The organism is Gemmatimonadaceae bacterium, from assembly GCA_030647905.1.
Taxonomy (GTDB): Bacteria; Gemmatimonadota; Gemmatimonadetes; order Gemmatimonadales; family Gemmatimonadaceae; genus UBA4720.
The window spans coordinates 52779-73319 of record JAUSJA010000029.1; the positions used below are offsets into that span (position 1 = coordinate 52779).

19 protein-coding genes and 1 tRNA gene are annotated in these 20541 nt (G+C 65.5%); 5 read left to right on the top strand and 15 right to left on the bottom strand.

Annotated elements, in window-relative coordinates; genetic code table 11:
• Positions 1-3: 3 nt before the first annotated feature.
• From dapA to Q7S20_10130, 5 genes are read right to left on the bottom strand one after another with little or no spacing between them, the layout of a single operon-like run.
• The gene (gene dapA, locus Q7S20_10110) at positions 4-921 is read right to left on the bottom strand and encodes a 4-hydroxy-tetrahydrodipicolinate synthase (GenBank protein ID MDO8502185.1); all 918 of its coding nucleotides are present in this window, start codon (positions 919-921) and stop codon (positions 4-6) included.
• The gene (locus Q7S20_10115) at positions 918-1637 is read right to left on the bottom strand and encodes a dihydrodipicolinate reductase C-terminal domain-containing protein (protein MDO8502186.1); all 720 of its coding nucleotides are present in this window, start codon (positions 1635-1637) and stop codon (positions 918-920) included. The genes dapA and Q7S20_10115 overlap by 4 nt, the downstream gene beginning before the upstream one ends.
• A complete protein-coding gene (lysC, locus tag Q7S20_10120) occupies positions 1634-2992 on the bottom strand; it encodes a lysine-sensitive aspartokinase 3 (GenBank protein ID MDO8502187.1) in 1359 nt (452 codons plus the stop codon). Before lysC ends, Q7S20_10115 begins: the two co-directional genes overlap by 4 nt.
• Positions 2989-4065: an aspartate-semialdehyde dehydrogenase gene (asd, locus tag Q7S20_10125; GenBank protein MDO8502188.1), complete on the bottom strand. Its 1077-nt coding sequence runs from the start codon at positions 4063-4065 to the stop codon at positions 2989-2991. Before asd ends, lysC begins: the two co-directional genes overlap by 4 nt.
• On the bottom strand, positions 4062-5057 hold the full coding sequence (locus tag Q7S20_10130; GenBank protein ID MDO8502189.1) for a M20/M25/M40 family metallo-hydrolase: 996 nt from the start codon (positions 5055-5057) through the stop codon (positions 4062-4064). Before Q7S20_10130 ends, asd begins: the two co-directional genes overlap by 4 nt.
• 250 nt (positions 5058-5307) lie before the next feature.
• On the opposite strand from Q7S20_10130, the gene Q7S20_10135 reads away from it, so the two are divergent.
• Positions 5308-6504 (top strand): hypothetical protein, encoded by a 1197-nt coding sequence (locus Q7S20_10135; GenBank protein MDO8502190.1) that lies wholly within the window; start codon positions 5308-5310, stop codon positions 6502-6504.
• A complete protein-coding gene (locus Q7S20_10140) occupies positions 6441-8363 on the top strand; it encodes a VWA domain-containing protein (protein ID MDO8502191.1) in 1923 nt (640 codons plus the stop codon). Before Q7S20_10135 ends, Q7S20_10140 begins: the two co-directional genes overlap by 64 nt.
• A 437-nt stretch (positions 8364-8800) precedes the next feature.
• On the opposite strand, the gene Q7S20_10145 is transcribed toward Q7S20_10140, so the two are convergent.
• From Q7S20_10145 to Q7S20_10155, 3 genes are read right to left on the bottom strand one after another with little or no spacing between them, the layout of a single operon-like run.
• Positions 8801-9091: a hypothetical protein gene (locus tag Q7S20_10145; protein ID MDO8502192.1), complete on the bottom strand. Its 291-nt coding sequence runs from the start codon at positions 9089-9091 to the stop codon at positions 8801-8803.
• On the bottom strand, positions 9075-9410 hold the full coding sequence (locus Q7S20_10150; GenBank protein MDO8502193.1) for a type II toxin-antitoxin system PemK/MazF family toxin: 336 nt from the start codon (positions 9408-9410) through the stop codon (positions 9075-9077). The genes Q7S20_10145 and Q7S20_10150 overlap by 17 nt, the downstream gene beginning before the upstream one ends.
• Positions 9411-9659: an AbrB/MazE/SpoVT family DNA-binding domain-containing protein gene (locus Q7S20_10155; GenBank protein ID MDO8502194.1), complete on the bottom strand. Its 249-nt coding sequence runs from the start codon at positions 9657-9659 to the stop codon at positions 9411-9413.
• A 103-nt stretch (positions 9660-9762) separates the two neighbouring features.
• Here Q7S20_10155 and Q7S20_10160 point away from each other — a divergent pair, with 103 nt between their 5' ends.
• Positions 9763-10017, top strand: coding sequence for a hypothetical protein (locus Q7S20_10160; protein ID MDO8502195.1), 255 nt, complete (start codon positions 9763-9765; stop codon positions 10015-10017).
• Positions 10018-10326: 309 nt separating this feature from the next.
• On the opposite strand, the gene Q7S20_10165 is transcribed toward Q7S20_10160, so the two are convergent.
• The 7 genes from Q7S20_10165 to xseB all read right to left on the bottom strand — a co-directional run bounded on the left by Q7S20_10165 (position 10327) and on the right by xseB (position 17841).
• Positions 10327-10410: transfer RNA gene (locus tag Q7S20_10165), tRNA-Leu, on the bottom strand.
• 67 nt (positions 10411-10477) lie between these two features.
• Positions 10478-12244: a hypothetical protein gene (locus Q7S20_10170; GenBank protein MDO8502196.1), complete on the bottom strand. Its 1767-nt coding sequence runs from the start codon at positions 12242-12244 to the stop codon at positions 10478-10480.
• A gap of 17 nt (positions 12245-12261) precedes the next feature.
• Positions 12262-13932 carry a DNA repair protein RecN gene (recN, locus tag Q7S20_10175; protein ID MDO8502197.1) on the bottom strand — a complete coding sequence of 557 codons (1671 nt, stop codon included), beginning with the start codon at positions 13930-13932 and terminating at the stop codon, positions 12262-12264.
• Between the two features lie 7 nt (positions 13933-13939).
• The gene (locus Q7S20_10180) at positions 13940-14794 is read right to left on the bottom strand and encodes an NAD(+)/NADH kinase (protein ID MDO8502198.1); all 855 of its coding nucleotides are present in this window, start codon (positions 14792-14794) and stop codon (positions 13940-13942) included.
• A complete protein-coding gene (gene dxs, locus Q7S20_10185; GenBank protein ID MDO8502199.1) occupies positions 14794-16734 on the bottom strand; it encodes a 1-deoxy-D-xylulose-5-phosphate synthase in 1941 nt (646 codons plus the stop codon). The genes Q7S20_10180 and dxs overlap by 1 nt, the downstream gene beginning before the upstream one ends.
• Positions 16735-16739: 5 nt before the next feature.
• Positions 16740-17615, bottom strand: coding sequence for a polyprenyl synthetase family protein (locus tag Q7S20_10190; protein ID MDO8502200.1), 876 nt, complete (start codon positions 17613-17615; stop codon positions 16740-16742).
• A 13-nt stretch (positions 17616-17628) separates the two neighbouring features.
• The gene (gene xseB, locus Q7S20_10195; GenBank protein ID MDO8502201.1) at positions 17629-17841 is read right to left on the bottom strand and encodes an exodeoxyribonuclease VII small subunit; all 213 of its coding nucleotides are present in this window, start codon (positions 17839-17841) and stop codon (positions 17629-17631) included.
• Between the two features lie 101 nt (positions 17842-17942).
• On the opposite strand from xseB, the gene Q7S20_10200 reads away from it, so the two are divergent.
• Together Q7S20_10200 and ahcY are read left to right on the top strand one after the other, a co-directional pair.
• On the top strand, positions 17943-18950 hold the full coding sequence (locus Q7S20_10200) for a metalloregulator ArsR/SmtB family transcription factor (protein ID MDO8502202.1): 1008 nt from the start codon (positions 17943-17945) through the stop codon (positions 18948-18950).
• A 54-nt stretch (positions 18951-19004) separates the two neighbouring features.
• Entirely contained in the window at positions 19005-20519 is a 1515-nt protein-coding gene (ahcY, locus tag Q7S20_10205) for an adenosylhomocysteinase (GenBank protein ID MDO8502203.1), read from the top strand.
• The last annotated feature ends 22 nt before the right edge of the window (positions 20520-20541 follow it).

Sequence of the window (20541 nt, forward strand, 5' to 3'; positions counted from 1 at the left end):
GCGTCACGCGTCCATCGCTCCGGCGGCGCGAAGAGCGTCGCGTAACAAACCCTCGTGCGCGTCCCTGAGCGGCACCAGCGGAAGGCGCAGCACATTTCGAAAGCGCCCCATCATCGCCAACGCCGCCTTCACAGGCATGGGGTTCGATTCGACGAACGCGGCCGTCGTCCACGGCGCGAGGCGGTGCGCGATTTCGCGGGCGCCGCTCGTGTCCCCCGCGTCGTAGAGCTCGACGAGCTTCGACGCCAGCCGCGGAACGACGTTCGACGTGACCGAGACGACCCCGTCCCCCCCCTCGGCCATCACCGCCAGCGTCAAACCGTCGTCTCCCGACAGCACCGTGAAGTTCTCGGGCCGGTTGCGAATGATCTCGGCGATCTGGCCGAGGTTTCCCGACGCCTCCTTCACAGCGGTGATGTTGCCGTGTTCCGCAAGCTCGAGGGTGGTCGCCGCCTCGACATTGCTGCCGGTTCTCCCGGGAACGTTGTACACGACCAGAGGCAGATCCACCGCGTCGGCGATCGCCCGGAAGTGCGCGATAATTCCTCGCTGCGGCGGCTTGTTGTACATCGGCGACGTATGGAGGAGGTGCGTCGCCCCCGCGGACCGCATCTCCTTCGACAGGGCGATCGCCTTCTTCGTGTCGTTCGAGCCGGCGCCGGCCACTACCGGCACGCGGCCGTTCACCTGCTCGACGGTGATCTCGACCACGCGCCGGTGCTCGTCCGGCGTCATCGTTGCCGCTTCACCCGTCGAGCCGCAAGGGACCACAAAGTGAATGCCCTCTGTCACCTGCCACTCGACGAACGCGCGCAGAGCCGCCTCGTCCAGCTCTCCGGAATCCGTGAACGGCGTGGCGAGCGCGGTACCGCAGCCACGCAGGAGCGGCCTCAACCTGGTATCGGAGGGCATTCGAATCATTTCGCCTCCGGCGTCCCTTCCGGTGAAAACCCGAGGACGTCACGCATCGTGAACACTCCTTTCTTTCCGATCAGCCATTGAGCCGCACGGAGCGCGCCATCGGCGAACACGCGCCGGTCGCGGGCTTCATGACGCATGATGATCTGCTCGAACTTTCCGTCGAATATCAGCTCGTGCGTACCCGGCACCGAGCCGGTGCGGATGCTGGTCACCGGCAGCGGCTTTCCCATCACACCTTCCATTGCGCGCGCGATCGCCAGCGCGGTGCCGGACGGCGCATCCTTCTTTGCAGAGTGATGCGTCTCGACCATCGCCGCGGAGAAATCGGATCGCGACATGATCCTCGCCGCCTCTCGCGCAAGCTCGACGAACAGCGTGACACCCACCGAGAAGTTGGGCGCCCACAGCAGCGATGCGCCTTCCTCGTTGGCGGTCGCGGTAATCAGCGGCAACGCCTGGTACCATCCGGTGGTGCCGATTACCACCGGCACTCCCTCGTGAATGCACGCCATGATGTTGGAGACCGCCGATGACGGCTCGGTGAACTCGATCGCAACGTCTGGGTCGCCGAGCGCACGCCGTGTGATTCCGACGCCATCGCGATTGTGCTCTTCGCCCAGCATCGCGGTGAGGTGCCACCCGCGCTCCTGCACCATCTGGCCGATGATGCGGCCCATTTTTCCGTCGCCGATGATGGCGATCGCCGGCTCTTTCATGCGGACGCGTTCCCGAAGAATTCCGTGTGCAGACGGCGCATCGCCGGCTGCACGTTCTCGGCGTTCACAATGACGGTCAGGTTGATCCCCGTCGCGCTGAGCGACATCATGTGAATTTTCACGTCGCCGAGCGCCATCAGGGCCCGCCCCATCGCGCCGCCCGCGTCGCAGATCCCCGCGCCCACGATCGCGATGATGCCGCGGTTCCGCTCGATCGAGACATCACCCAGGTCGCGCAGGTCCACCAACAGCGCGTCGAGCCGTGCCGGGTCGTCTATCGTGACGGATACCGAAACTTCGGAGGTCGCGACGACGTCCACCGATGTCTTGTGCCTTTCGAAGATCTCGAACACGCGGCGCAGAAAACCATGCGCCAGAAGCATGCGGGCCGCCGTCACCTTGACGACCGTCACATCGGTCTTTCCAGCGATGGCGCTGACCGGCCTGTGCGGCGCGTCGAAAGTGATTCGTGTTCCCTTTCCGTCCGGATTCCGCGAGTTGTAGACAAAAACAGGAATGCCAAGGCGCACAGCGGGGGCGATCGTATTCGGATGCAGCACCTTTGCGCCGAACGACGCCAGTTCCGACGCCTCATCGAACCTTATCTGTTCGATCAGCAGCGATCCCTCCACCACTCGTGGATCTCCCGTCAACATCCCGTCCACGTCGGTCCATATCTCGATCGCTTCCGCATTGAGGGCGGCCCCGATGAGCGACGCGCTGTAATCCGATCCGCCGCGGCCGAGTGTCGTCGTGATTCCCCCGGTCGTCGAGCCGATGAACCCGCCCATCACCGGAACCTTCCCACCGTCCACGAGCGGTCGTATCAATTCGCGCGAGCGTTCCGCGATGATGTCCGTCTGCGGCTCGGCTTCCATGAAATGCTCGTCCGTGATCATCACGTCGCGCGCATCCACATACTCCGCCGCGATCCCCATCCTCTGAAAGAACGCCGCGACAAGATTCGCGGAGAGCTGCTCGCCGTAGCCGGCGATGGTGTCGAGCGAGCGCGGAGTCACGTGTCCAAGCGTGGATAGCGCTTCGGCGAGATGAGCGAGCTCGTCGAACATCGCGCTGAGCTCGGCAGCTGTCTCATCGGCCGCATCCGTCCCGCCAAGGAGCGCTTCACATTCGCCGAGATGCCTGTCGCGCAGAGTCTCCACGCCGCGCAACGCTCCGATGAGATGCCCCTTGGCCGACTGCTCTCCGATTGCAAGAAGCGCGTTGGTCGTGCCGCCGAGCGCGGATACGACGACGACCGGAGAACGATCGAGCTTCCGCTTGACGATGTCGGCGGCGCGATGAATCGCCGTCGCATCGGCTACCGAGGTGCCGCCGAACTTGATGACGATCACGCTTTGCCGAGTCGGCCGGTCGCGGCGAGAAGCTCGGCGTTCAGAACGGACCCGCCCGCGGCCCCGCGAATCGTGTTGTGCCCCAGCGCGACCATCCGAATGTCGAGTACGGTGTCTGCTCGCACGCGTCCGACGGTGACCGTCATGCCGGCGCCAGCGTTGACGTCGCGGCGCGGCTGCGGCCTGTTCGCTTCATCGGCGACGACCAGCGGACGCTCGGGATGGCTCGGCAGATTCCATGTGGCCTCATCTCCGCGCCATCCGCGCAGCGCCGCCAGCGCCTGCTCGGCGGTGGCGGGCTCGTGGAACGACGCCGTAATGCACACGGTGTGTCCGTGCTCCACCGCCACCCGGTTCGTCTGCGCGCTGACTTTCATGTTCGCGAGCTCGACGACACCGTCCGCATACCGGCCAAGGAGCTTGAGCATCTCGGACTCGAGCTTGGGCTCTTCGTCGGCGATGTACGGAATCACATTTCCCAGAATGTCGAGTGACGCAACGCCTGGATAGCCCGCGCCGGAGACCGCCTGCATCGTCGTCAGAAAAAGCTGATCGATTCCGAACCGCTCCTGAAGCGGCGCGAGCGCAACCGCCGCAACGGTCGCGGCGCAGTTGGCGTTCGTGACGATAGCGCCGGTCCAGCCACGTTCCCAGCGCTGTCTCTCGATAAGCTGCAGATGGCTCGCGTTCACTTCGGGGATCACCAGCGGCACATCGGCGTCCATGCGGAAGTTCTTCGCGTTGCTGAGCACGAACTTTCCCGCAGCCGCAAAGGCGCCCTCGACGTCACCGGCGACGGAAGAGTCGAGCGCCGAAAACGCGATCGGCGATCGGATTCCGGCTGGATCCGTGGACTTCACGATCATGTTTGCGACCGAGGTCGGCATTTCTCCCTCGAGCCACCACGCTGCGTCGGAGTAGCGCTTGCCCTCGCTGCGCTCTGAGGCTGCAACTTCGGCAATCTCGAACCACGGGTGATTCGCGAGCAGCCGGATGAACGTCTGCCCAACCGCGCCGGTCGCGCCGAGTATGGCGACGGGCCACTTCTGTCCGTTGGGCGGTGAGTATGTCATGATGCGAGCAGCTGCCGCGCGATGCGCTCGTAGGCGCCGACGCTCGCGCGGAGCTCGTTGACGTCTATGTATTCGTCGGGCGTGTGCGCGACGTGGATGGAGCCGGGTCCGAACAGCAACGGCGTTCCCCACCGCGACAGCAGAGGAATGTCGGACGTGTACGCCACTGGGGCGACGTCGAATCCTTCCACTATATGAAAGCGCTGCGCCGGGATGTGCGATCCGAACTCCACCTCTGCGCGCCCTTTCGCCCAGCTGCGAATCATCTTCTTCATCGGCTCGACGTCGCCGACGAGACGGATCATCATCTCGGCCTCGGCGTGGGCAGGAATGATGTTGGCGCCGGTGCCGCCACTGATCAGGCCGACGTTGATCGTGGTCTCGCCAAGCACCGGGTCCGACGGAAGCGGCAGATCATGAAGCGTTGGAAGCAGTTTGAGCATCGGCTCGATGGCAGACTCGCCGAGATGAGGATAGGCCGAATGCGCCTCGCGGCCGCGCGTCCTGACCTTCACGCGGAGCGATCCCTTGGCGCCGCTCGCGAGCTTGCTCTCCGTGGGCTCTCCGTTCACGAGGAAACGGCTCGTCGCGGAGAGATTGTTGGCCGCTCGCGCACCGTCGGAGCCCTGCTCCTCGCCGACGACGAAGAGAAGGTCTATGCGATCCTCGCCGGCAGCGACGAGCCGGTCCGCTGCGGCGAGCATCGCGGCAGCGATTCCCTTCGCGTCACATGCGCCGCGTCCGCGAAGCTTGTCGCCATCGAGCTTCGGAGCGATGTGAGGCGGAACCGTATCGAGATGGGTGGAGAACGTGACTCCGCCGCCGGAGCGCGACGCCCAGACGTTGCCGCGCCCTTTCGAGACTTCCTGAACGGTGACGTTCCAGCCTCGCGCGATGAGCCAGCGCGAAACGAAATCGACGGCCGCTTTCTCGCTGCCGGAGAGCGATGGAATGGCGAGCAGCTCGGCGGCCAGCGCAACGACGTCAGTCATGCGCGGAAGTTACACAAATGATAAGACGCGGGCGATGCTGAACCGGGCCGCGCTTCAGAGAAGAACTTGCGCCCTGCATCCTTGACGCGCCGCTTGCTCACGGCGTGGGGACGTCGCATACTTGACTGAGCGGGTGGCCCGGCGGAGCCCGGGTACGTGCACCGAGATCGCTGAGTTGAACAACCAGCTTCCCGGGTCGATGCCGCGTGTCCGGCAGGCCCCGAGCTAAACGCCGACGGTAGCCGCCATCATGATTTCACTGTCCCGACGCCAGTTGCTTCAGGCGGCTGTCGCCGCCGGTTTCCTCGGGCTGCCCGGGTGTCGTCGGGCCCCCACGGCGGCGCCCGTGGTCATCAACTCGCCGTTCGACGCGATGCGACTGATCCGGGAATCGGTGCGCCGCTCGCCCGATCATTTCGCCGTCGTCGCACGCAGCCTCGTGGCGCGGAAGGACGTCGAAGCGCTGCACCTGTTCGTCCGCGACCAGATCCACACACTGCCCGACGACGAGACTGGCTTTGTCGCGCCGGTACGGACGATGCGTTGTGGCACCCGCGCAGCGCTGCGCTACGGCGCGGGCACACCGCGCGAAAAGGCCGAGCTGCTCGCGGAGCTCTATCGCGAGGCGGGGCTCGAAGCCGTCGTCGTCGTCGGCCGTGTTGCGCTCGCCGACAGCGACCCGTTGGCCCTCCTGCGCGGTAGTACGCGTGCGGCGTTCGCGCCGGCGTTCGCGCCCGGCGAGGAGGCGGCGCTCGCGGCCGCGCTCAACGGACCCCCCCCTGCGCCGCCGGTGGTTCCGCTCGATCCTGACGACCGGGGCACCACTGCGCTCGCGGCACAGCTTGCCGCACTTGCCGGAGATGCGCTCGGTACGGGCGCGATCGCTGCGCCGCGCCGATCGATCGAGTTGCCGCTGGTCCGCGTGCTAACGCCCGCCGGCGAGCGGCTTGCCAACCCCAACGTCCCCGGCGCCGCGTTCAACGCCCCGCAACTGATCGGCAAGCCCTCGGCTGCTGCTGCGCCTTCGCCGACGCCTCGTGTGCGCATCGCCATCCATATGACTCGCGCCTCGGCGCCCGAGGAGCTGGTCGAACTCGTCAGCGCCGAATGGGCCGCCGGCGAACTCGCGGGGCGCCAGGTGATCGTCGGGTTTGCGCCGCCGGTCTCGGCTGATCGACTGCTCACGATGCGCATCAACGAGGTGCGCGCCGTCGTCCCGATGCTGGCGCTGCGCGGTGCCGATCTGCCCGCCGCCGACATCGCCCGACAAACCCGCACCGGCCGCGCCATCACGCTCGGGGGCGACGTCATCGACATCGGCAGTGATGGTGCGGTGCGGGTCAACGATGAGCCGGTGGCCGACGCCGAAGGGATGCCGCACTGGTGGCACGGGTCGCTTCGCTCGAGGTCGGGGCACGCAGTGTTACGTTTCCGTCGGTTAGTCTGACCGTCACGGCGCGCGACGCGGCGGGCGCCGTGGTGGACGGCCTGCCTGCCAGCACTTTGCTCGTGCAGGACGGTGCGCCCGTCGTGGCATCGCTCACACGCAATCGTCGCGCACCTCGGGTCCTGCTGCTGCTCGACGGATCGCGAAGTCTGCCCGCCGCCTTCCGTGACCGTGGTGCAGTCGAGTTCGCGCGCACGGTTGCCGAGCGGCTGCTGGCGGACGATCCGACGCTTCGGCTGCGGGTGCGGGCCGTAGGAGAAAACCCTGTCGCCGAACCGTGGCTCGCCGACGCGACGGAAGTCGAAGCGTCGGCCCGCCGCCACCTGCCCAAATCGTTCGAGTCGGGGCTGTGGCAAACGATGTCGCGGGCGCGCACTGCCGCCGATCCCACCGTGGTGGTGCTCGTCACCGACGGCAAGGCGACCGACCAGCCGCGCGCGGATTACCTGGCGCGCATCGTCGCGGGGCCACCGGCGGTGGTGATCGGCGTGGGAAGTCCGGATATGAAGGCGCTCACCGCGCTCGCCGAGGCCGCGGGCGGTGAGACGGCGACCGCGTCGAACCCGGACGCAGCGGTGCGGGCGATCCAGCGCCTCGTCGCAGCGCGCACCGCGGCCGCGCATCGGCTGAGCTATACCGCGCCGGCCGACGCCACCGGCGAACGCACCGTGCGCGTTGAGCTCGCCGGTCGCGGCATTTCGGCCACAGCGACCTACACCGTCCCGGCCAAGGCCGAGCGCGTGCTGCCCGACGCGCTCGCCGGACTCTATGTAAACGTCCAGCTGGGGCGCGACCGCTACCTGCGGCCGCTGGTCGAGGGCGCGGCCGACGAGGTCGAGGCCGCGCTCTTCGGTACCGCTCTGCTGACGTTCGAGGGCGACGCGCCGACGCCGTCGGCGTGGATCGACGATGTGCTCACCGGCATGCTCGCGCAGGAACCGCTGCTCCGTGCTATAGCGGCGCGCGACCGCAAGGCCGTCGTCGCCGAGCTCACCAAGGCGCCGTACGGCGTTGCGCCCGAGGTCTTCTCGTTCTTCCCGCAGCTCCAGCGTGACGGTGACAACGAGACGGTAACTTTTGCGCAGGGGCTCAGCGCGGTGCTGACCACGTCGCGCCGACGGCCGAATCGCCCCGGCCTGCGTCGGGTCGACGTGTTGCCCATGCTGCGCGTCGCAACCGTCGGTGCCGATGCGCGAGCGCGCACGCAGCGCACGCTGGAGCGCACGGCGCGCCTCGCGCTTATTGAACAGGCGCGCTATGCGACCTCGACCGGGGCACTCCTCGCGGGCAAGGCACTCGCTGTCGTGGCTGCAGGTCGGAAGGTCGGCAGCGTACTCAAGGGCGCGGATGGCGAGGGGCTCGCAACGCTCGCTCGGGTGGCCGATGATCCGGTGTGGCGCACGCGGGTGCGCTTCGTGGAGCAGGATGCGTCGACGGCTGGATTCTGGGCGGTAACACCGCGAAACGGCACGCTGATCGGCGTGCTTCACGACGGCAGCGGCGGTGGCGAGGTGGAGGAGATCAACGCCGTCTTCAATCGCGCGACCACAGTGCTGAACAACATCGGCGTAGCGGCCTCGGCGTTCGGCGCAAGCTTCGGCTTCGGCGCGTGGCTTTCGCTCGAGCAGACGAAGTTGACGAAGCTGCACGCGGCGACTCTCACCCTTGCCACACTGGAGGTACAGCCCGGCGACATCGCCTCCCCGGGCGAACTGCCCTGCGCGATCGCCACCGGTGCCATCGGGCCGGTGCTCGGCGCGGTGGGCGCGAAAGCGGCGGAAAAGGTGGTGGGCTGGCTCGGCACCCTTGATGCCGGTATGGGCTCGTGGGGCGGCGGGGGCATCTGCTCACGACTGTAGGGCGAGCTCCGTTCGCCATTCGAGTGCAGGTCGCGCTGTGGCGCTAGCCCGTCTTTCTCAACTCGCCCCCGACAGAGCGGCTAAGTGCTTGATTTGACGCGGCACGAGGCCGAAGGTACGCCTGAATTAGAAACGGATCCCAATTGAACGTGGCGACTACGTCCTTTTGTCGCACACTGATCAAGATGTAGTCGTAGGTCGGTGGCGGCGGCGGCGGTCTCCTGGCAGCGAAATACTCTTCGATCACTGCCTCGAGGTCGACGCGCAGAGCGTCGCGCCGTTGAGGTTTCCTGCAGTGCGTTCCGCCCACTGACTGGCCGCTTCATCCAACCGTTCCGGGCCTGATCGCCCGTGAACAAGTTCTAACGCTCAGGAAATGAGCTGCGGGTGCGCAGCACCTCGGCAGCTCCATTTTCCTGTCAGGCCGAGCCAGCGCCCTACGCTGCGGTACCGACCCATGGTTTGATCCTTCGCAGCGTCTCGGCGAGCTCCTTCGCCGCCACTTCGGTGTCATAGGCCACCTGGGCCCGAAGCCAATAGCCGTTCGACAGGCCGAAAAACCGGCACAGCCTCAGATCCGTATCGGCCGTAATCGCGCGCTTACCCGCCACGATCTCGACGTCTTCCGGGCCAGCCGGCGTCCAGCGGAAGCACACGCGGAACTGGTCGTTGACGCGGATGCTGTGCTGACCGGCACGCTTCCCTTTGAGCTCAGTAGATGCATGCATCCAGGATCGACAACACTTCCTGAAGAATTTCTGCCGAGGCTTTCCCGAGTCGCCTCGCCTTTCGGGACCGGAAATCGATCGACTTAACCTGCTCCACCATGATGAACCCGGTAACGCCTTCGCCTGCTGGAATTGCCACATGGAACGGGTAATCGCGGCGGGTATTGGTAATCGGACACGCGATGCAAAGACCGGTGTGTCGATTGAATAAGTCGTTGCTGACGACGAGAGCGGGACGACGCCCGCGTTGCTCGTTACCTGATCGCGGGTCGAACGTGAGGGCGATCAGCTCTCCCTTGCGCGGGACATAGTCCGCCATCTACCAAACCTCACGGCCGACTGGGGAGCCCCAGTCAAGCTCTCCAGGTTTGTAGCCCTTCGGGACGCGGCGAACAAGATCACGCAAGTCGTGCCCGCCCCGCACGCGCCGCACGGGGGTCACGATCAGGGCGCCCTTGTGCACCGCCACATCAACCGCATCGCCGACATCAATGTCGGCGTCGGACAGCAGGGTCTTGCTTAACCGCAGCCCCTGGCTGTTTCCCCACTTCTGGATCTTGGTGATCATCGTTTGGCCTCCGGAGGCTATCCGAAGTATAGCCCGCGAGATCCAGCAGGACAACGCGGGCGGCAGCCCGTTGCGCAAAGTAGAAGCTGTGGAGCGGCAGATAATGGTTCCGGAATGTCTCGTCCAGAACCTCAGAGAGCGGGCCCGGCTCGACATCGAAGAGAGTAAGACCGTCCGCTTGGGCAAGATGGCCAGTGAAGTGCGCCTCTTTGCCATCCTCCCCTGTGAATGCTACGGCGTACGCATTCTGCCCATCTTGGCTCACGACCGCGTGGACGGTGGAGGCAGAATCGTACCACGTCCCGAGCATCGCACGCACTTCCCCACGACTCAGCACGGCGGGAAGACGCGTCGGTGACGCGGACCGCAACACACGCCGCAGATCGCCTACGGGTATGCCGAGCACCTCGCGATACAACAGCTGCAACGCGCTCAACGCCTGCATCTGCGTCGAACGCGACATGCCCCGCTCGGCGGCCAGATACGTGAGAAACGCGATGATTTCGGTCTCCCCCAGTTCGGTGGGATGCCGCGTGCCGTGATATCGGATTTAGCGGATGATCCATCCCACGTATGCCCGCTCTGTACGCGGGCTCAGGTGCCGCGCGTGCACGCCACCTCCCAAGGCTCTGATTGGGCAAGTGGCGTAAGTGCTTTGATGACAGGATGCTCGGGGCGGGGATCGAACCCGCATGTCCTTTGGGACAAGGGATTTTAAGTCCCTCGCGTCTACCGGTTTCGCCACCCGAGCGGATGAGAGCCGTTCGCAAAGCTATGAGCATGCGGTCGGCGCATCAACATCAGCGATGGCGACCGCGCTAGATTCTTGCTCCGAGCGCGTGCACTGCGTACCACGCGGCGTACGCGACCAATCCGGAAAGCGCGGCATCGCCGCCGTTACCCGTCGCGCGTCCCTCGTCGTCCACCATCTCGGCGGCAAATCCGCCGTCGAGTGGCGCGCGACGGAACCAGTCCAGCGATTCTGATCCTGAGGGGCCGAGCATGCGCGCGCATCGTACGACGAGCTCCGCCGGCGTCTGTGCCTGGAGCGGCTTGACGGTGCGGCGATACACGGACTCGTCCCGCGGAAGCAGATCGTAGTACGGAAGCCAGTACATGGATCCCGATGGCTGATCGTCGAGCGCGGTCTTCCCCGCCAGATCCGCCGCCGCCGCCAGCACCGATTTCCCGGCGGCGCCCTGCACGGTGAAATGCCGCATCAGCGCCGCGCGCACGACCGAAGAGTCCTGAACCTTCTCCGAGGTCTTCTCGTCGAGGGTGTGCTTCAGGATGTCGAGAGCCAGCGCCGCCACGGCGTTGCCGTGCATCGTGTACTCGAACGGCGGCACGGTCCCGTCAGGATTCACTTCCGTTGCATAGAGCGAAAGCTGCGGGTGCCGGCGCGCCTCGATGTCCTCGTACGATCCGTACAGGGAATCCGCGAGCAGCGGCTCCTCGACCACCTTGTCGTCCGAGCTCGCCACGATGTACGCATCCACGGCGATCGGATAGGCGCCCGCTCCCTCGAGAGAAAACCCCGGCTCGAACATGGAGCCGTCGAGATAGTGAACTCCGTCTCCCGGAGCGTAGCCGTGCAGCTCGCAGACGCGCAGCAGCAGCTCTCTCGCCAGCGATTGGTCGGCAAGCTGAACCGCCGGAAGCACCCACATCAGCGCGTCCCAATCGCGAATCGTGAGTCCCCTGCCGTTCCACGGAACGCGACTCCGCATGACATAGACGTGCGCATCGTCAATGGCGCGGGCGACAGCGCAGAAATACGCGAAGAAGACGTGGCGGCCAATGAGCCGGTCGGCCGACGCGATTCCCGTCACCGGCTCCATCTGAGCCAACGCCTTGCGAGTGGCGGCGAGCAGCGCATCGGCACCTCGCCTCCGCATCACTCCGAGCACCGCTTCCGCACCGTCACGCTCGGGTGCGACGGCCATGTGGAACGCCAGGGAGTGCGATTCCCCCGGAACGAGCGTCACGTCGCGCGCGAGCGACCATGCCGGAGAGGCGCCGTCGCGAAGCCCGACATCGAAATCCCCCTCGCCTCCGATCGCCATCGCGACAGGGCTCTCGGCGCTTTTCCCTTCCAGCACGATGGATTCCGCGGTGCCTCGCGACGCAGAATGTCCGTCGGTGAACTCGCGCGGCGTGCGAATCCTCAGCTGCCGGTGTCCGAGAACTCCCTCGAGCCCGATCGCCAATGACAGGGATACAGTGCCCCGGTTCTCGAGGGTGAGCGCGATGACAGCGCCGGAGACGTCCGCGTTCTTCCCGTGCGGCGCGACGATCGTTCCGCGCAGGGCAAGGTCGCCCAGACGACAGTTGAAACCGGGGAGCCAGCCGAGATCACGTTCCCACGTGATGCCTTCGCTGCCCAGCGGGCGTGCCTCGCCGTTCACGCTGACGGTGATGCGCGCGAGAGGCGCTCCAGTTCCATCCAGAAATCCAGCATTCCCCGCGAACTCTATCGCTCCGCGCGATTGGGCGTGCACGACCCCCAGCATGTGCACAGAAGCATCGGCGGGATGAATGCACGGCAGCGTGACCCAGTGGTTTCCGGTCACCTGCCATGGCACTGACGGCGGTGAAAGTATCACGCGCCCGCGGCGCTCTCGAGGAGCTCCTTGGCGTGGGCACGACTCACCTTGCTCTCTGGATCGCCGCCCAGCATTCGCGCAATCTCGACGACGCGCGTCGGTCCCTCGAGCACCGTTACATCGGCCGTCGTCACACCGCCCTTCGCCGCTTTCGCGACCACGATGTGATTGTGTGCGCGCGCGGCGATCTGCGGGAGATGCGAGATCGCGAACACCTGATGGTGCTCCGCCACGCGACGGAGCGTGTCGCCGACCTGCAGCCCGACCTTGCCCCCGATGCCGGCGTCCACTTCATCGAATACGAGCGTCGGTACGGCATCGGCGCGGGCGAGTATGGTCTTGAGCGCGAGCATCACGCGCGAGAGCTCGCCACCCGACGCGACGCGCGCAAGCGGCCGCGCATCATGGCCAACGTTCAACGCGACGCGGAACTCGACCTCCTCGGCGCCATTCTCATCAGAAGCCGGCTTCGGATCGAGTGTCACGGTGAATTTGCCGCCAATCATCCCGAGATCCGGCAGCACTCCATCCACCGCTCGCGCGAGCTTCTTCGCGGCTCCGGCACGCATCGAGGAAAGCGTGCGCGCCGCGGTGTCGAGCGCGTTCACCGCGGCGGCCGCGCGCGTCTCGAGCTGCGCCAGATCGAACGACCCCGAATCAACGAGGTCCAGCTCGGCGCGCGCCTTCCTCCCCGTCTCGATGACGTCGTCCAGCGAGGGACCGTACTTCTTGACCAGCGAGTAGATCACTTCGCGACGCCGGCGCACGATTTCCAGACGCTCCGGATCCAGATCCACCGAGCGCGCGTATTCGTCCACCGCGCGAGCGAGCTCGTCGAGCGCGTAGAAGCCGGAGTCGTACAGCTCCTGCAGCCGCGCGCCCGACGGGTCAACCCGCTGCACGCCCGCAAGCGAGCGGTTCACCGACGCAAGACGCTCGAGAATACCTTCGTCCTCCGCGGAGAGCAGCGCGCTCATCCCTTCCGCCAGCCCGCGCAGCTCGTCAGCGTTCTCGAGCACTCTCGCCTCGTCCTCCAGGCTTTTGTCCTCGCCCGGCGAGAGACGCGCGCTCTCGATCTCGCGCACTACGTGACGCAGATAGTCCGACCTCTTCTCCGCATCCGAACGCCGGGAGCTGAGCTGCGCGATCTCTCTGCGGATACGGGAAAGCTCCGCGTGCGCACCGGTCACGGTCGCCGCCTGCGCGACCGAGCCTCCGAATTCATCGAGGATGCGGCGCTGTGATTCGCTGTCGAGCAGCGCCTGCGCTTCGTGCTGGCCGTGCAGATTCACCAGCGCACGGCCAATTTCGCCGAGCACCGTCGCGGTGACCGGTGATCCATTGGCCCACGCCCGGCCGCGTCCCGCGGTCGAGATCTCACGCCTGAGAACCACCGTGCCATCGTCGGTCTCGATCCCGCGCTCGTCAATCAGCGCGGCGACAGGCGAAGAAGTAGCGACGTCGAACACTCCTTCCACTGTCGCTTTGTCCGCGCCGGTGCGAATAAGATCCGAGCTTCCCCGCTCCCCCAGCAGGAATCCGAGGGCGCCGACGATGATGGACTTTCCCGCGCCCGTTTCGCCCGACAGAACATTGAATCCGTCGGCCAGCGGCAGCGTCAGCGATTCGATGATCGCGAAGTTTCGTATCCTGAGCTCTGTCAGCATCCGGCCGCTAGTCGCTTTCCGGAGGCCCGCCCCATCCCAGCTTCGCGCGCATACGCTCGAAGAAGCTGGTGCCGGGAAGCCGGATGATATGGACAGGATTGTCGGCGCGTTTGACGACGAGCTTTTCGCCGGGAACGAGCTCCGTGCCGACTTGTCCGTCCACAGTCACCATCAGCGCTTCCGAGCTCATGGTGGTATCAATCACGACTTCGGTATCGGCCGGCACCACAAGCGGCCGAACACCGAGGGCATGCGCAGAAATCGGAGTCAGAATGATTGACTCGAGCGTCGGGAAGACAACGGGTCCGCCGGCGGAGAGACTGTACGCCGTGGAGCCGGTCGGCGTGGACACGATCACTCCATCCACCGCGTACGTGCCGATGGACTCGCCGTTCACGCTGATGCCAAGTCGCACTACTCGCGCGAATCCGCCCTTGTGGACGACGAAATCGTTGAGGGCCAGCCACTCCTGCCGGTTCGCACCGTCGCCGTCCACCGCGCTCCCGCGGAGCGCCATGCGCGCTTCGGCGACATAGGTGCCGGAGGCGAGAAGGCGCAGCGCTTCCTGCACCTTGTCACCGCCGCACGTGGTGAGGAATCCGAGTCGTCCGAGATTGATCCCGAGTATCGGAACCGGTGCGCCCGCGAGAAAACGGGCGCCGCGGAGCAGAGTTCCATCGCCGCCAAGCGTCAGCAGCGCATCTATGTCACGCGGGTCCTCGAGGCGCTCGCCACCCGCAACTTCATGCATCTCCTGCTCGAACAGGAGGTCCAGGCCAAGCGGAGGCGCGAGCCGGAGCAACCCCTCGAGGATCGCCGGCAGGTCTTCATAGCCAGTGTGTCCGATGACGCCGACGCGCATCAGCCGGCGCGCAGCCGCGCGCGCCGCGAATCGCTCTGGCGCAGCTTTCTCACGCGCGCCGCAATTCCCGCTGCATCGAGGCCGACGCTCGCGAGCTGTCGCGCACGCGGGGCCTGTTCGATGAACGCGTCCGGCACGCCATGCGCGATGACCTGCACGGCCGGATCGAGCTCGGATACGACGGCCGACATGTGCGCGCCGAAGCCGTTCACCACTGTTCCCTCTTCCACGACCAGAAGGTAGCGGTTGTCGGCGACGAGAGCGGCGAGTGCGCCGGCGTCGTGCGGCTTGATGAAGCGGCAATTCACCACCGTCGCGTTGAGTCCTTCCTCGGCCAGCGCCTCAGCGGCAGCGAGCGACGGCAGCACCATCGTTCCCACGGCGAGAATCGCGATTCCACCGGCAGCGTCGCGCACGCCGGACCCCTTCCGCAGAATCTCCCACGTTCCGTACGGGACCGTCTCGATCTCACCGATCGGCGGGACGATGTCCGGAACGGCATCGCGCGGATAGCGCAGAGAGAACGGGCCACCCGTATGGGCAGCGGCAGTGCGGACGAGCGCCAGCATTTCCTCGCCGTTCTTCGGGGCGGTCACCGTCATGCCGGGCACGGCCAGCATGTACGCGATGTCGTAGAGGCCCATGTGCGTCGGTCCGTCCTCTCCGACCAGACCTGCGCGGTCCATCGCGAAGATGACGGGCAGATGCTGAATGGCGACATCGTGGATGATGTTGTCGTACGCGCGCTGGAGGAACGTCGAGTAGATCACGCAGAACGGAATCAGGCCATGGGTCGCCATTCCAGCGGCGAACGTCACCGCATGGCCTTCGGCGATTCCGACGTCGAAAAACCGGTCCGGATGCGCCGCGGCAAAGAATCCGGTCCCCGTTCCGCTCGGCATCGCCGCCGTGACGGCGACGATCTTCTCGTTCTCCGCCGCGAGATCGCTGAGTCCCTTCCCGAACACCACAGTGTACGCCGCGTTCGCGGAAGAGACCTTGAGCTGCTTGCCCGTCGCCGGATCGTGACCCGGCGGCAGCGCATGCCATTTCTCGGTGTGCTCGCCCGCGGGAAACCCCTTCCCTTTCTGAGTGATCACATGCACGAGTCTCGGGCCGGTGAAGTCGCGCACGGCGGAGAGCGTGTCCATCAACGCGTCCAGGTCGTGCCCGTCAATCGGACCGAAGTACCTGAATCCGAGCTCCTCGAACAGCACGCCGGGCGTGAGAAAAGCCTTCATGCTCTCTTCCCACTTCCTGACTATCGTGCTCACGCCGGCTCGCTTCGCCGGACCGGTGTCCATCACCGCGCCAACTGCCGACCGCACGCGATTGTACAGGGGATTCCGCTGAATGGAAGTGAGATACCTGGACATCGCCCCGACGTTCGGAGCGATCGACATCTCGTTGTCATTGAGGATGACGATGAAATCGCGCCCCGATGCGCCGGCGTTGTTCAGTCCTTCGTATGCCAGGCCGCACGTGAGCGCGCCGTCGCCAAGTATCGAGACGACCTTGAACGAATCGCCGTTGATGTCGCGCGCTGTCGCCACTCCAAGGCCGGCCGAGATCGCCGTCGCCGCGTGTCCGGCTCCGAACGTGTCGTACTCGCTCTCCGTTCTCTTGAGAAAGCCGGAGATTCCGTGCTCCTGCCGGAGTGTCTCCATGTCGCCGTTGCGCCCGGTGAGCAGCTTGTGCGGATAGCCCTGGTGACCAACGTCCCAGAGAACCTGATCGCGCGGCGTATCGAACACGGCGTGAATCGCGACCGACAGCTCGACGACACCAAGTCCGGCGCCGATGTGACCGCCCGTGCGCGAGCAGACCTCGATCAGGCGTTCGCGGATTGCGGCCGAGACCTCGCGCAGCTCGTCACGCGACATGGTCCGCAGCGCGGCCGGCAGCTCCGGATTATCGAGGATGGAATGTTTATCCGTCATGACTTTCAGTGACTTCGAGAAACGATGAAACCGGCGATATTTTCCAACTCGCCGGTGAGCAATCCGTGCACCCGCAGCGCTTCACACCCTTCCGCCACCAGCCCGGTCGCACCGGCTATTGCGCCCTCGACGCCCAGAAGGGCCGGATATGTACTCTTGCCGAGCGCTACATCGCGTCCGGCGGTCTTGCCAAGCTGGTGCGTCGAGCCGGTCACGTCGAGAACGTCATCCATTATCTGAAATGCGAGACCGATCCGCTCGCCGTAGGCCGCGAGCGCACCTACACGCTCCGCTTCCGCGCCGGCGGCGATGCCTCCAACCTCTACCGACGCGGCCATCAGCGCACCCGTCTTCGCGGCGTGAACGGCATCCAGGTCTTCCCGCGAAAGCGTCCGGCCCTCCCCCGCGAGATCGAGCAGCTGTCCGCCGATCATCCCGCCGGCTCCGGCTCCCCGCATCAATACCTTAACTATCGTACAGCAGGCACTCCCGGGCAACCGAAGCTCCCGCGCAGCGCGGTGGGCCGCGCGCGCCGCGAGAGGGATCATGACGGCCCCCGCGGCTGTCGCGACCGGCACGTCGAACGCCCGATGAGTCGAGAGGCGTCCGCGCCGCATGTCGTCGTCATCCATGCATGGCAGGTCGTCGTGCACCAGGGAATACGCGTGGATGATCTCGACAGATGCGGCGATTCCCGATGCGTCACCGGTTCCGCCGGCCGCGCGATATGCAGCGAGGACCAGCATCCCTCGCAGGCGCTTCCCGCCTCCAGTCAGAGCGTATCGAACCGCAGAGCCAACGGGCTCGGGAATGGCTGCAGTATCCCGATCGCGGATGACTCCGATCGCCGCCTCGACCGCTTCCCGGTCTCCCGCGTGCAATGGGTCTCCCGTCCTATCCGCCGAAATCGCGAAGCTCCAGGACCCCGTCGGCCCGCTCCACCAGCTCCTTGACCTTCGCTTCGGTTTCGTTCAGCTCGTCCGAAGCTAGCCGAAGCAGCTCGATTCCCTCTTCGAACAGCCCGAGCGACGCGCTCAGGTTGAGCCGGTCGCCCTCAAGTTGGGCGACGATCTGCTCGAGTCTCAACAGATTGGATTCAAAGGACATTCGAGGAATATTCCCTGGTGGAGAGGGGGAGACAAGCGTTCCGTGGTTGTTTCGCTTGACTGGCGAGGGTAGCACAACTATCCTTATATCCGGATATAAGGATGCAACTCTCCCCGTCTCTCCCGATCTTCGACCGCATGACGGCGCTCGCCGACTCCACACGGAGCCGGATGCTGCTGCTGCTCGAACGTCACGAGCTCACTGTCAATGAGATCCGGTCGGTGCTCCAGCTTCCACAGTCCACAGTCAGCCGCCACCTGAAGGTCCTCGGCGATCATGACTGGATCGTCTCGCGCCCCGAAGGCACGAGCCGCCGGTACCGAGCGGCTGAGAAATTGGATGCGTCCAGCCGGAAGCTCTGGCATCTCGTGCGCGAGCAGGTAATTGCGACACCTGCAGCGGCCCAGGACACGAGGCGCGTACAGACGGTGCTGGCTCATCGCCGCAGCAAATCGCAGAAGTTCTTCTCGTCGGCCGCGGGCCAGTGGGACCGGCTACGCGTGGAGCTCTTCGGCCGGCGCGCCGATCTCATGGGACTTCTTGGACTGCTCGACGACACATGGACCGTCGGCGACCTTGGCTGCGGCACGGGACAGCTCACCGAATCGCTCGCGCCGTTCGTCGGGCGCGTGATCGCGGTGGACGACTCTTCCGCCATGCTCGCCGCCGCCCGCCGGCGTCTCACTTCAATGAACAACGTGGACGTCCGGAGCGGCCGGCTCGAGTCGCTGCCGATAGAGGATGGATCACTCGATGCTGCACTGCTCTTCCTCGTATTGCATTACGTTCCCGAGCCCGCTGAGGCAATCGCCGAAGCGCGCCGCGTGCTCAAGCCGGGCGGCCGACTGCTCATCGTGGACATGATGCCGCACGATCGCGAGGATCTGTTGCACGACATGGGACATGTCTGGCGCGGATTTTCCGAGGAGCAGATCTCATCGCTGCTCGAGGCCGCCGAATTCTCCGGCGGCAGGTACCACCCCCTTCCGCCGGACGAAGCGGCGAAGGGACCGACGCTGTTCGCGGCGGTGGCTCGCCGCGCCGAGGCCCCCGCGACGAGCGCGGCCGAGGGAGATGGAACCGCCGCAGCACTGGCACTGACCGCCTGATTCAATGCGCATCAACATGCATCAACCAACCACACGCAATTCGAGGACAGGATCGTGACGAGCGTAGCTGAACTTTCCACAACGCCGGAGACCGGGGCATCCGGATCTGGCCGCTTCTCCGTGAGCAGCGACCGGCTACCGTACAAGGTCGCGAACATTTCGCTCGCCGAGTTCGGGCGCAACGAGATCCGTCTCGCGGAACACGAGATGCCCGGCCTCATGGCTCTTCGCAGCGAGTACAAGGGCAAGCAGCCCCTCGCCGGCGCGAAGATCATGGGCTCGCTGCACATGACGGTGCAGACCGCGGTCCTCATCGAGACGCTCGTCGAGCTCGGGGCCGATGTGCGCTGGGTGTCGTGCAACATCTTCTCGACTCAGGATCACGCGGCCGCCGCGGTAGTGGTTGGAAAGGATGGAACGATTGACAATCCGCGCGGCACGCCGGTATATGCGTGGAAGGGCGAGACGCTCGAGGAGTACTGGTGGTGCACCGATCAGGCGCTCGTGTGGCCCGACGGCTCGGGCCCGACTCTTCTCCTCGATGACGGAGGCGACGCGACGCTGCTCGTCCACAAGGGTGTCGAGTTCGAGAAGGCGGGCGCTGTTCCCGCTTTCAACGAAGCCACCGACTCGGAAGAGTATGGCGTGATCCTCGGCCTGCTTCGCAACGAGCTGGCGAAGAACTCGGCGCGATGGACGACGATGTCGAAGGATCTGCGCGGCGTTTCAGAAGAGACGACCACGGGAGTGCATCGCCTCTATCAGATGATGGAGGCCGGCCAGCTCCTCTTCTGCGCCATCAACGTCAACGATTCCGTCACCAAGTCGAAATTCGACAACCTGTACGGCTGCCGCCACTCGCTGACCGACGGAATTCTCCGCGCGTCGGACGTGATGCTCGCCGGCAAGGTCGCCGTCATCTGCGGATACGGCGACGTCGGCAAGGGCTGTGCGCAGGCGCTCAAGGGCCAGGGCGCACGCGTCGTGATTACCGAGATAGATCCGATCTGCGCGCTGCAGGCGGCGATGGAAGGCTATCAGGTCACGACCCTCGAGGATGTTGTCGAGACGGCTGACATCTTCATCACCGCGACGGGCAACAAGGACATCATCACCGCCGCTCACATGGCGCGGATGAAGGACAAGGCGATCGTCGGCAACATCGGCCATTTCGACAACGAGATTGACATGGCCGGCCTGAAAAAGGCGAAGGGCGTGAAGCGCGTGAACATCAAGCCGCAGTACGACGAGTTCGTTTTCCCCGACGGTCACAGCGTCATGATCCTGGCCGAAGGTCGCCTGCTCAACCTCGGCTGCGCGACGGGTCATCCGAGCTTCGTGATGTCGGCGAGCTTCACCAATCAGGTGATGGCGCAGATCGAGCTGCATCAGAACGCGGGCAAGTACGAGAAGCGGGTGTACACGCTGCCCAAGCATCTCGACGAGAAGGTAGCGCGGCTGCACCTCGACAAGCTGGGCGTGAAGCTGACGAAGCTCAGCGAGTCACAGGCGGAGTATCTCGGGTTGCCGGTCGAGGGACCGTACAAGGCGGACCACTACAGGTACTAGCAGCGCCTGGGCTTGAATACAG